This window comes from Alloalcanivorax sp. C16-1 (assembly GCF_046507805.1).
Taxonomy (GTDB): Bacteria; Pseudomonadota; Gammaproteobacteria; order Pseudomonadales; family Alcanivoracaceae; genus Alloalcanivorax.
The window spans coordinates 603,195-615,139 of sequence record NZ_JBKFTK010000003.1 but is presented as its reverse complement, the minus strand read 5'-3'; the positions used below and the strand labels follow the sequence as shown (position 1 = coordinate 615,139).

At 65.1% G+C, this 11,945-nt stretch carries 7 protein-coding genes; 6 read left to right on the top strand and 1 reads right to left on the bottom strand.

Annotated features, from left to right (window positions below):
- The first annotated feature begins 2 nt into the window (after positions 1-2).
- Genes ACLD0W_RS13550 through pelG form a run of 5 tightly spaced genes read left to right on the top strand, consistent with a single transcriptional unit; the run spans position 3 to position 5,733 of the window.
- Positions 3-518 (top strand): hypothetical protein, encoded by a 516-nt coding sequence (locus ACLD0W_RS13550; RefSeq protein ID WP_410308013.1) that lies wholly within the window; start codon positions 3-5, stop codon positions 516-518.
- On the top strand, positions 518-1,858 hold the full coding sequence (locus tag ACLD0W_RS13545; protein ID WP_410308012.1) for a PelD GGDEF domain-containing protein: 1,341 nt from the start codon (positions 518-520) through the stop codon (positions 1,856-1,858). The genes ACLD0W_RS13550 and ACLD0W_RS13545 overlap by 1 nt, the downstream gene beginning before the upstream one ends.
- Positions 1,851-2,843, top strand: coding sequence for a hypothetical protein (locus tag ACLD0W_RS13540; RefSeq protein ID WP_410308011.1), 993 nt, complete (start codon positions 1,851-1,853; stop codon positions 2,841-2,843). Before ACLD0W_RS13545 ends, ACLD0W_RS13540 begins: the two co-directional genes overlap by 8 nt.
- A complete protein-coding gene (gene pelF / locus ACLD0W_RS13535) occupies positions 2,840-4,363 on the top strand; it encodes a GT4 family glycosyltransferase PelF (RefSeq protein ID WP_410308010.1) in 1,524 nt (507 codons plus the stop codon). The genes ACLD0W_RS13540 and pelF overlap by 4 nt, the downstream gene beginning before the upstream one ends.
- Positions 4,363-5,733, top strand: a complete 1,371-nt coding sequence (gene pelG, locus ACLD0W_RS13530) for an exopolysaccharide Pel transporter PelG (RefSeq protein ID WP_410308009.1) — start codon at positions 4,363-4,365, stop codon at positions 5,731-5,733. Before pelF ends, pelG begins: the two co-directional genes overlap by 1 nt.
- A 194-nt stretch (positions 5,734-5,927) precedes the next feature.
- Here pelG and ACLD0W_RS13525 read toward each other — a convergent pair whose 3' ends face one another.
- Positions 5,928-6,254 carry a hypothetical protein gene (locus ACLD0W_RS13525; RefSeq protein WP_410308008.1) on the bottom strand — a complete coding sequence of 109 codons (327 nt, stop codon included), beginning with the start codon at positions 6,252-6,254 and terminating at the stop codon, positions 5,928-5,930.
- Positions 6,255-6,338: 84 nt separating this feature from the next.
- Between ACLD0W_RS13525 and ACLD0W_RS13520 the strand changes: the two genes are divergently transcribed.
- The gene (locus ACLD0W_RS13520; protein WP_410308007.1) at positions 6,339-11,936 is read left to right on the top strand and encodes an alpha-2-macroglobulin family protein; all 5,598 of its coding nucleotides are present in this window, start codon (positions 6,339-6,341) and stop codon (positions 11,934-11,936) included.
- Positions 11,937-11,945 lie beyond the last annotated feature (9 nt).

Genomic DNA, 11,945 nt, shown 5'->3' with positions numbered 1-11,945 from the left:
CCATGAAACTGCCACTGCTGATCCTGTGCGCCGCCGCATTGACGCTGGCCGGCTGCAGCACGCACGTGCGAACCGCCCAGGACGTGCGGCTGGAACGGGACGCCACCTGGCTGGTGTTGCCGCTGGTCAACCGTACCAGCACGCCCCAGGCCGGATTGCGCGCCCAGGCCATTACCGAAGCGGTGCTGGCCCGGCACGGCGCCACGCGGGTGGAAAGCTATGTCCAGGATGAAGAGGGCGCTCTGTTCGAGGCCTCCTCCCGGGAGAGCCGACAGGCCATGCGCGATTGGGTCGCGACCCGAAAAGGCCAATATGTGGTCTCCGGTGTGATCCATGAATGGCGCTATAAGACCGGCGTGGATGGAGAGCCGGCGGTGGGCGTGATGCTGGAGATCCGGGATGCCTCTGGCCAATTGCTCTATACCGGCACCGCCGCCCGCGCCGGCTGGGCCCGCCAATCGCTGAGCGAAACCGGGCAGCGCGTCATCGATAAGCTGATCGCACCGGTGTTGGATTAATGCCGGGTCGATTTAGCAGGTACTGGCTGACCGGGTTGTTGTCCCCGGAGCGGGTCAGTGCCCTTGCCTGGCTGGAAGCACCACTGCTGGTAGTGGCGGCGGTGACCGTGGGTTTCGCCGTCAGGCCGGAGGACCCGCTGATCTTCACCGGCGGGATTCGCTGGAGCATCGTGGTGGTGCTGGTGGTGGCACTGCGCTATGGCTCACTGATCGGGTCCGCGGGCATGTTGACCCTGGTGGGGTTGTGGTTCGTCTGCAAGGCCGTCGGCCTGTACCCCGACATGGCGTTCCCCGAGCTCACTTTCCTGGGTGGCTACATCATTATTCTGATCACCGGTGAGTTTGCCGATATGTGGCGGGTGCGGCTGATGCGCGCCGAAAGCCAGGCCGGCTATGCGCTGGATCGGCTGCAGAACCTGACCCAGCGACACGTGCTCCTGCGTTTGTCCCACGACCGTTTGGAGGAAAACCTCTTGGTTAAGCCTTATACGGTGCGTGACGCGTTGCTCCGCTTGCGTGATGTGATGATGGACGACAGCCATCATGAAGTGCTGCCCGGCGGGGAGGAGTTGCTGAATTTGCTGGCGGAGTATTGCCAACTCCAGCGCGGCGGGTTCTACCCGGTCAAGAATGGTCGCGTGGACCCCGAGCCGGTGGCTTTGCTGGGCCTTAACCGGCCTTTGCAGATCGACGACCGTTTGCTGCGCCATGCTATTGATCAGCGGGAACTCGCTCATGTGCAGATGGGTGACAGCTCGGAGGACTATCAGGGTTTTTATTGGGTTTGCGCGCCGGTTATGAACAGTGGCGAGGAGCTGATTGGCGTGGTCGTGGTGGAAAGAATGCCCTTCCTGTCCATCCACTATGAGAACCTGCAATTGTTCGGGTTATTGCTGAACTTCTACGCGGATGTGGTTCAGCACGGCCCGGTGGTGGACAAGTTGTGCGAGCGCTGGCCTGGCATGCCACCGGTATTCGGCAGGGAATTCGAGGCGTTGCGTCGCCTGGCCGAGGGCAAAAAGGTGGATACCACCGTGCTGCTGCTGATTCCCGATGACTCGGATCAGGCCCGCCAGATCGTGGCTTCCCTGAATCGGGACCGTCGCACCATGGATGGGTACTGGTGGGTGGATTGGGATAACTATGTGCTGATGTTGATCATGCCGATGACCGGCCGATACGGCTTTGAAAGCTACCTGCGTCGTGTGGAGGACTGGCTCAGGGAAGACTATGCCTTCGAGAGCCTGGCTCAGGCCGGTATTCATTACGCCCACCGATTCCTTGACGAGCGGCCTGCCAGAGAGCAAATCGAAGAGCTTCTGGAGGGCGCGGGTGCTTGAAGTTCGGCTTTTGTTTTACGCATTGCTGGCCGAGGCGGGTGCCATCGCGCCGCTGCTGGCTGGGGAGCATGGACCGGCGTCTTTCCTTGCCTATCTGTTAATTCATGGTTTTGCCGCGGCGCTCATGGCGACCGCTATGTGGATGTGGTTCCCGCGTGGATTTCGTTCTCCAAGAGTGCTCTCCTGGATGCTGACGTTCTCGTTGGCGTTGTTCGTTCCTGTCCTGGGCTTGGTAGGTATCGTGGGTGGCGTCCTGGTGGGTTATTTCCTGCCAGCCCCGCGTGGTCCGGAACCTTTTGAAACGGTGCCCGCTCCAGAGTTCACCCCCGTCCCGGTGGCCGCTGACCGCGGCTTTCGGCAAGAAGATCTCAAGACATTGCTGTTGTCATCGAGCAGTTCAACCGAGCTCAGGCTGCAAGGCATGTTGACTGTTCGCAATATGCCCGCGAGAGCCACCAGTGGGGTTCTTCGCGAAACACTGGGCGATCAGGTGGACGATGTTCGACTGCTCGCCTACGGAATTCTGGATCAGAAAGAGAAAGCGCTAACCCGGCAGATTGACCGGGCTCTGACTCTGATTGAGAGTGCCACGCCGGCTCGCCTCTATCGCCTCTATCGGCGGCTCGCCGAGTTGTATTGGGAATTGCACTTTCAGGATCTGGTCCAAGGAGACATTCGGGCGCTCGCATTGCAAAGAGCCTTTGATTTCGTGGAACGGGCATTGAATGAAAATGATCAAGATGGCGGTATGTGGTTGTTGCGTGGCCGCATCATGATGAACCATGAACAGCTGGAAGATGCCTGGAGCAGCTTCGACAAGGCGCTGGCCGTCGGATTGGCGCCTTCACGGGTGAACCCCTGGTTGGCGGAACTGGCGCTGTGGCAGCGCCAGTATGGAAAAGTGCGTGTTCTGATGGCGGAAATCGCCGAGGACACCCAGTTCACCAATTTGAGCCCCTCGGTGCGATATTGGAGTGCGCCATGAATTTTCCCCGGGCCAAGGACGCGGACATCTGCCTGTTGCTGGAGGGTACTTTCCCCTTCGTGAGTGGAGGCGTGTCGAGCTGGGTCAACCAGATTATTCGCGGGTTCCCGGAGTACCGTTTCGCCTGTTGTTTCGTGGGCAGCAAGTCCAGTGACTATGGCGACATGAAATATGATCTTCCGGATAACGTGGTGCATCTGGAGACGCATTTTCTGCATGACCCTTCCCCCCCCAGCGATGGACGGCCTCCGCGTGGCGATACCGGCGCATTCAAGAAGTTGGAGCGTTTCCATGCCCTGGTACGAAAAGGCACGGTAAGCGATGAACGTAACCGGCTGTTCGCGGAGTTGGTGTCGCAGTTGGGGGACGACGGCGCCTTGTCTGAACAGGCTTTTCTGCATGGCAGGGAAAGCTGGGACATGATCGCCGAACACTACCGGCGGTATTCCAGGGATCCGTCGTTCGTGGATTACTTCTGGACGGTGCGGATTATGCACGCACCGATCTGGACGCTGCGGCGCATCGCGGATAATTTGCTGCCGGCCCGTTTATATCATTCCATTTCCACCGGCTATGCCGGTTTCCTGGGTGCCATGCTCAAGCGCCGTACCGGGCGGCCACTGTTGCTCTCAGAACATGGTATTTATACCAAGGAGCGCAAGATCGACCTGTTCCAAAGCGAATGGGTCAGCGACAACCGTGGTCTGGTGGAGAGGAACAATACGGAAATGGCCTATTTCCGGGAGAAATGGATCAATTTTTTTCAGGAGCTGGGCCGCGAGTGCTATCAGTCATCGGACCAAATCGTGGCGCTCTACGAAGCCAATCGGCAACGTCAGATTCAGGATGGCGCCCCTCCTGAGCGCACTTGTAATATTCCCAACGGCATTAACCTGCCGGCCATGGAGGCGGTACGCGCGGCGCGCCCGGAATCAATTCCGAGGGTGGCATGTTTGATCGGCCGGGTGGTGCCGATTAAGGACATCAAGACCTTTCTGCGGGCCATGCGAACCCTGGCTAACCGCCTTCCCGATGCGGAGGGCTGGATTGCCGGACCGGAAGACGAGGATCCTGAGTACGCCGCCGAATGCCACGCGCTGATCCACAGTCTTGGCCTGGAAAAGCATGTTCGTTTTCTTGGCTTCCAGAAGATCAGCGAGTTATTGCCTCAGGTGGGGGTGGTGGTTCTCAGTTCCATCAGTGAGGCCTTGCCTCTGGTTCTGCTGGAGGGGTTCGCCGCTGGCGTGCCCGCGGTCTCCACCGACGTTGGCTCCTGTCGACAGCTGATCGAAGGCTTTGAAGAGGAAGATCGTCGGCTGGGCAAGGCGGGGGACGTGGTACGCATCGCCAGCCCTGAAGCCCTTGGCAACGCCGTGGCGGACCTTCTGGCGGATCCTGAACGCTGGCGGGCGGCCAGCCGGGCGGGCATCCAGCGCGTCGAGCGGTATTACACTCAGGATGGAATGTTTTCCGCTTACCGGTCGCTGTATCGGTCGCTGCTCAAGGGCGGGGAGGGCTGATGGCCGGTATTGGCTTTGAACTGCGCAAGTTAATGCGTCGTGACAGCCTTCTTGGCATGTTACGGGCTTACGCCTATGCGGGTGTCATCGGATCCGGCCCCTGGGTGCTGTCCATTCTCGGTATTCTGGCAACTGGTCTGCTCACCATATCGGTGGTCTCCCCGGTTGGCGCGGTCACTCAGTTTCAGGTAACGGTGACTTACATCATCGCGTTCAGCCTGATGCTGACCGGTACCCTGCAATTGGCTTTCACCCGCTTCTGCGCGGACCGCCTCTTCGAAAAGCGTGATGATCTTATTCTATCGAATTTTGGTGGCGTAACGCTGCTGGTAACGATGGTGTCCGGGGTGCTGTCGGCCATCGCCGCCCTGTTTCTTTTTCCGGCACAGAGCGTGCTGTTCCAGGTGACGCTTGTGGCCGCGTTCACCGTGGTGAGCAATATCTGGATCGCTACTATTTTCCTGTCCGGCATGAAGCAATATCGAGCTATCGTCCTGCTTTATTCCGTAGGTTACGCGCTTACGGTGGGGGCCGCTTTTCTGCTCCGTGGTTTCGACCTTGAAGGGCTGCTGATGGGGTTTTTGATCGGGCAGGTCGCGTTGCTGGGCGGTATGCTGGTGCTGATTACCCGGGCCTACCCGACACGCCGTTCAGTTTCCTATGAGCTTTTCCGGAGGGGATGGTTTTATCCGAGCCTGGCGTTGGTGGGTTTGTTTTTCAACGTCGGTGTCTGGGCGGACAAACTGATGTTCTGGTTCGATTCGTCCACCGGCAGCCCGGTGATCGGCGCCCTGCGCGCCTCCTTGATCTACGATATCCCGGTGTTCCTGGCTTACCTGTCGTTGATCCCGGGCATGGCCATTTTTCTGGTGCGAATGGAAACCGATTTTGTCGAGTACTACGGCAATTTCTATAGTGCGGTACGGGAGGGCGGATCTCTGTCCTACATTGAGGATATGCGGAACCGCATGGCGGCGACCATTCGTGTCGGCGTCTTCCAGATCATCAAAATCCAGGCCATGGCGGCGCTGTTGATCATGGTGGTGGCTCCGGACATCTTTGAGGCTCTGGGTATCTCGTCGCTGTATCTGCCGTTGTTGAGAGTGCAGCTGGTGGCGGCGGGTTTACAGGTGGTCTTCCTCGCCATCATCAATGTCTTCTGCTATCTGGATCAGCGATGGATCCTGGTCGCGCTGACGGCTCTGTTTCTGGCGCTCAATATTGTCTTCACCGGCCTGAGCCTGGCCTTGGGTCCGCAGTTTTTCGGGTATGGTTTTCTGGCCGCGCTGGCGGTGTGCGTACTGCTCGGATTGTGGCTGGTGCAGCGCAGCATGGACCGGCTGGAATACCAGACTTTCATGCTGCGCTAAGCGGGCGGATTGCCGGCCAGCCGCCACAAAAAAAAGCGGCGCCCAGAGGGCGCCGTGGAATCGTTTGGCTCGGGAGAGCTATCGAGGATAAATCCCCGGTGTTGACGGATGGGACTTCGCCAACACGGGAAAAGTATGTTTGTGACCCGTTTCAAAAACATTCGCTGTACAGCCGTTCACATGCGCTTCGTTGGTCAATATGTGTCCGTCCCGGTTTTTTCGCCGCCAGGCATCAGTCCGCACGCGCCCATCAGATCCTGCCAGCGGTCGGTGTGGTGGCGCAGGGCCCGCTGTAGACCGGCGCGCAGATCCGGCAGCGGCCGGCGCGGCGCCGCGTTGCCGGGGTAGGGGCGCAGGTCCAGCGGTGCCGCCGGCGGCACCGCCTGGCGGCTGAGCCGGGCCAGCCGGTCCAGGTAGCCGTCCCAGCGTGCCCGTTTCGGATCGCCGGGCCACGGCAGCACGGCCAACATGGTCAAGGCGGCCAATGCCAATGCCAGCGTGAGGGCCTTGCGGAGGGTCATTTTTTCAAAGGCGTCGCCGAATCGGAAAGGGCAATTATGCTAGGTTAGGTGCCCCCCCAAACAATCACAAAGGCGGTCAAAGGAATGCGATGTTTTCAGGCTGGCGTGCTGTTGTTGATGGCTCTGGTACTGGCGGCCTGTGGCCAGGAACCGCAATCGGATAAAGAGGCCGCGGCCCCGGTGGCAACGGCGCCGGCCGACGACGGCGCGGCCCCGGCGGAGCCGGATGCCCGCTGGCGTGAACATCTGAGCGCCTGGCCCCGGGGGGAAATCGGCGCGCGGGCGCCGCTGATCGTGCGCTTTACCCACCCGGTGGTGGATGAGGACGCCCTGGACCGGCCCGCCAAGGGCGTCGCCCGGCTCGATCCGGAGCGGCCCTTCAAGGCGGTGTTCACCGCCCGTGACCGGCTGGAAATCCGGCCCGGCGCGCCGCTGCCCGCCGGCCAGACCCTGCGCCTGACGCTCTATCCCCAGGGGCTGTCCGGGGTGGACGATGGTCTGCCGCCCCTGGAAACCGACGTCACCGTGATGCGGCAACGGCTGAGCCTGCAGGTGGATGCCCTGGCCCCGGACCCGGATGGTGAGGAGCGCATGCGCCTGAGCGGCCGCCTGCAAACCGCCGACCAGGCGGACCCGGCGCAGGTGCAGCCGGTGCTCGAGGCGTTCCAGGGCGACCGCGCGCTGACCCTGGAATGGCGCCACGACGCGGCCAGCCTCAATCACGATTTCACCGTCACCGGCATTCAGCGCGACAGCGACGCGCCGGTACGGCTGCGCTGGGAGGGCGAGAGCCTGGGCGTGGACGACCGGGGCCAGCGGGAATACCCGGTGCCGGCGCCCGGCGCCTTCCAGGTCACCGACGCGCGCACCCGCGGCTATCCGGAGCCCCAGGTGGTGGTGCAGTTCTCCGAACCGCTGATGGGCAGCCAGGATCTGGCCGGTCTGGTGCGGGTCAATGGCGAGGACGCCCGGGTCCGTATCGATGGCAGCCGGCTGCTGATCTATCCCCCGGACCCGGACAAACTGGAGGACGGCCAGCTCACCCTGAGGTTGGAAGCTGGCCTGCGCAGCGCTGCCCGGGCGCGGCTCGGCGAAGCCTTCGAGCGCACCCTGACCCTGAGCATGGCGAAACCGGGCGTGCGCTTCGTCGGCGACGGCGTGATCCTGCCCGCCGGCGACACCCTCAGCGTGCCGTTCGAGGCGGCCGCCGCCAGCGCCGTGCGGGTGCAGGCCTTCGAGGTGTTCGAGGACAATATCGCCGGTTACCTGCAGGGCTATGACCTGGACACCGCCTACGCGGACACCCGCGGCGGCCGCTACCTGTGGCAGAAGACCCTGACCCTGCCGCCGGGGGGCGGCGATGACTGGCGCCGTTACCGCCTGGACCTCAGCGAACTGATGGCCAAACACCCGGATGGTCTGGTGATCCTGACCCTGAAGCTGGACGGCGAGACCATCGACTACCGCTGCGAGGGCCAGAGCCCGTCCCGGGTCGCCGAGCTGCCCGACAACTACGAGGGCCCGGACCAGGGCGACGACGGCGACCGCCTCAGCCGCTACTACCGCGACTCCGGCTATCTGAGCTGGAGCGAACGGGACAACCCCTGCTCCGACGCCTATTACCGCTACAACGACCGGGCCGAATCCAGCCGCGCCTTCCTGGCCTCCAACCTGGGGATGATCGCCAAGCAGGGCGCCAGCGACCGGCTCACCGTGTTCGCCACCCATCTGGACAGCAACACGCCGGCCACCCAGGTACGCGTCAGCGTGCGCAACTACCAGCACCAGGAGCTGGCCAGCGGCACCACCAACAACGCCGGCGAAGTGACCCTGGCCCTGGACGGCACGCCGTTCTACCTGGTGGCCCGTGACGGCGACGACCAGGGCTACCTGAAGCTGGCCCGCAACCGGGCGCTGGCCACCAATCAATTCAACACCGGCGGCGAGAAGGTACGCGACGGTCTCAAGGGGTTCTTCTACGGCGAGCGGGATGTGTGGCGCCCCGGCGACGACATCCACCTGACCTTTATTCTGGCCGACCCCCGCGACCGCCTGCCCGACGACCACCCGGTGACCCTGGACTGGTTCGACCCCCGTGGCGACAAGGTGGCCAGCTACAGCAACGCGGACCCGGTGGGGCAGTTCTACACCTTCACCCTGAGCACCGACGAAGACGCGCCCACCGGCAACTGGCGGGCGGTGGCCCGGGTCGGCGAGCGGCGCTTCGACACCGCCCTGCGGGTGGAGGCGGTGAAGCCCAACCGCCTCAAGATCGAGCTGGACGCCCCGGATCCCCTGAAGACCGGCCAGGCGGAGCCAGTCACCCTGCACAGCCAGTGGCTGAACGGCGCCCGCGCCGGCGGCCTCAAGGCCGACGTGAAGGCGCGCCTGTTCAACGCCGGCACCCCGTTCCCCGGCTTCTCCGGGTTCACCTTCTCGGACCCCACCCGGTCCCTGGGCGCGGAGCCGTTCACCGCCTTTGAAGGCAGCCTGGACGGCCAGGGCGACGCCCGCTTCCCCCTGCAGGTGCCGGACATCACCCCGCCCGGCGCCGCCGCCATGGTGCTCACTACCCGGGTGTTCGAGCAAAGCGGCGACTACAGCACCCAGGTGAAGCGCCTGCCGGTGTCACCCTATGCCCACTGGGTGGGCCTGCGGGTGCCCAAGGGCGACGGCTGGGGCGACTCCCTGGGCCGCGACCAGGACCATGAAATCGGCCTGCTGACCCTGGATCGGGACGGCAAACCGGAGGCCGGCCGCGCCCTCACCCTGAGCGTCTACCGCATCGACTGGCGCTGGTGGTGGGACCGGGGTGGCGAGGACCTGACCCACTTCATCAGCGATCCGCACACCGAGAAACTCGGCCAAAGCGCCCTGACCAGCGACGCCGAGGGGCGCGCCCAATGGACCCTGGCCGGCGCCGACTACGAATGGGGCCGCTACCTGTTGCGGGTGTGCCAGGACCAGGGCCGGCACTGCGCCGCGCAAACCGTCTACCTGGGCTGGGGCGGCGACCGCGACGGCCAGGGCGACGCCGCCACCCGGCTGTCCCTGTCCAGCGACAAGACCGACTACCAGGTGGGCGAGACCGCCCGCGTGCAGGTGCCCGGCAGCGCCAGCGGGCGTCTGCTGGTGAGCCTGGAAAGCGGCGACCGGGTGCTCGACCACTATTGGGTGAATGACCCGGGCAAACCCGGTGAAACCCTGACCCTGGATATTCCGGTGACCGCCGCCATGGCGCCCAACGTGTACGTGCACGTGGCCCTGCTGCAGCCCCATCGGGAGCGGGACAACGACCGGCCGATCCGCCTCTACGGCATCCTGCCGCTGCTGGTGGAGGACCCGGCCACGCGCCTGTCGCCCACCGTGGAGGCCCCGGCGGAGGTGAAACCGGGCGGCACCCTGCCGGTGACCGTGTCCGAGGCCGGCGGCCAGCCGATGACCTATACCCTGGCGGTGGTGGACGAGGGCCTGCTCGGCATCACCGACTTCGCCACTCCCGAACCCCACGATGCGTTTTATCAGCGCGAGGCCCTGGGCGTGCTCACCTGGGACCTGTTCGATCAGGTGGTGGGCGCCTACGGCGGCGAGCTGGACCAGTTGCTGGCCCTGGGCGGCTCCGACGCCCTGCGCGACGGCAACGAGCAACAGCGCCGGCGCTTCCCGCCGGTGGTGCGCTTCGCCGGCCCGTTCCCATTGAAGGCCGGGGAAACCCGTCGCCACGACATCGAGCTGCCGCCCTACATGGGCCAGGTGCGGGTGATGGTGGTGGCCGGCAATCAGCGGGCCTACGGCCACGCCGACCGGGACGTGACCGTGACCCAGCCGCTGACCCTGCTGTCGGCGCTGCCCCGGGTGCTTGGCCCCGGCGAAACCCTGGACCTGCCGGTGACCGTGTTCGCCGCCGAGGACGGTCTCGGCAAGGTCACCGTGAAGGCGGAAGCGGAGGCGCCGCTCACGGTCACCCGGGGCACCGCCACGCTGAATTTCGCCGAGAGCGGCGACCAGCTGGCGGCCCTGGCCCTGAAGGCCGGCGACCGCGCCGGCGTCGCCGAGGTGACGGTGCGCGCCGACGCCGGGGATCAGCACGCCGAGGAAACCGTGCACCTGCCGGTGCGCAGCGCCAACCCGCCCACCGTGCGCGACACCGGCAAGCTGCTGGAAGCCGGCGCCACCTGGAACCTGACCCATCGGCCCCACGGCCTGCCCGGCACCAACCAGAGCCGGCTCACGGTCAGCAGCCTGCCGGCCATGGGCCTGGAACGGCGCCTGGAATACCTGATCGATTACCCCCACGGCTGCATCGAACAGACCGTATCGTCGGCGCTGCCGCAACTGTACCTGGACCGCCTCACCGCCCTGAGCGAGGCCCAGCGACGGAAGGTGCAGGACAATGTGGAAGCCGCCATCCAGCGGCTGCGCCGCTTCCAGCTCGGCGGCGGCGCCTTTGCCTACTGGCCCGGCGCCGCCACCGCCAACGACTGGGGGACCTCCTACGCCGGCCACTTCCTGTTGGAAGCCCAGCGCCAGGGCTACGCGGTACCGGCGGACATGCTGCGGCACTGGCGTGACTATCAGAGCCGGGTGGGGCAGGACCCGGGCCGCTACCCCTGGCAGTGGGCCTCCCAGGCCTACCGGCTGTACACCCTGGCCCTGGCCGGTGAACCGGAAGTGGGCGCCATGAACCGCCTGCGCGAGGCGTTCCAGACGCGGGCCGCCGAGGGCGGCGAAGCGGACCCGGGCTACCGGGCCGGCCGCTGGCTGCTGGCCGCCGCCTACCAGCAGATGGGGCTCACCGAGGTGGCGGGCGAACTGCTGGCCGCCGCCCGCGACAGCGACGCGGACTACCAGCGTCCCGGCCCCACCTACGGCTCGCGCCTGCGCGACCGGGCCATCGAGCTGATGGTGCTGGATGCCCGCGGTGACAGCGAGGCGGCCTGGGGCCAGGCCCAGGTGATCGCCAACCAGCTGGCCTCCGGCAACTGGTATTCCACTCAGACCACCGCCTGGGCGTTGATGGCCATGGCCCGGTTCGCCGGTAGCCGGGGCGACGTGGGCTATTCGTTCGCCTGGCGCCGTGGCGACGGCGACTGGCAGACCATCACCAGCCAGACCCCGATGTTCCGCCAGGAGCTGGATCTGGCGATCGACGGGGAGGCCCTGGCGGTGCGCAACGACAGCGAGCGCCGGCTGTTCGCCTCGGTGAGCACCCGCGGCACGCCGCCCCCCGGCACCGAGCAGGCGGCCAGCCAGGGGCTCTCCCTGAGCGCCGACTTCCGCACTCTGGACGGCCGCCCGCTGGACCCGTCGAGCCTGGCCCAGGGCACCGACTTTCGCGCCACGGTCACGGTCCGCAACCTCAGTGGCCGGCCCCTTGAAAACCTGGCCCTGACCCAGGTAATGCCGTCCGGCTGGCAGATCACCGACAGCCGTCTGGCCGGCGACGAGGAGCAGGCGCCGGTGGATTACCGGGACCTGCGCGACGACCGGGTGCTCAGTTATTTCTCCCTGGGCGCCGGCGAAAGCCGCACCTACCGGATCGGCCTGAACGCCACCTTCGCCGGCCATTTCTACCTGCCCGGCTGGCAGGTGGAAGCCATGTACCAGGGCACGGTACGGGCCCGCAACCAGGGCCAGTGGGTGACGGTGAAGGCGGACGCCGGGGAGGGCGATGGCCGCTAAGCGCGCCGC

Excerpts from the sequence above, each read along its gene's own strand:
- ACLD0W_RS13550 (WP_410308013.1), top strand. The coding sequence starts at position 3 with ATGAAACTGCCACTGCTGATCCTGTGCGCCGCCGCATTGACGCTGGCC.
- ACLD0W_RS13525 (WP_410308008.1), bottom strand. The coding sequence starts at position 6,254 with ATGACCCTCCGCAAGGCCCTCACGCTGGCATTGGCATTGGCCGCCTTG.
- pelG (WP_410308009.1), top strand. The coding sequence starts at position 4,363 with ATGGCCGGTATTGGCTTTGAACTGCGCAAGTTAATGCGTCGTGACAGC.
- pelF (WP_410308010.1), top strand. The coding sequence starts at position 2,840 with ATGAATTTTCCCCGGGCCAAGGACGCGGACATCTGCCTGTTGCTGGAG.
- ACLD0W_RS13520 (WP_410308007.1), top strand. The coding sequence starts at position 6,339 with ATGCGATGTTTTCAGGCTGGCGTGCTGTTGTTGATGGCTCTGGTACTG.
- ACLD0W_RS13545 (WP_410308012.1), top strand. The coding sequence starts at position 518 with ATGCCGGGTCGATTTAGCAGGTACTGGCTGACCGGGTTGTTGTCCCCG.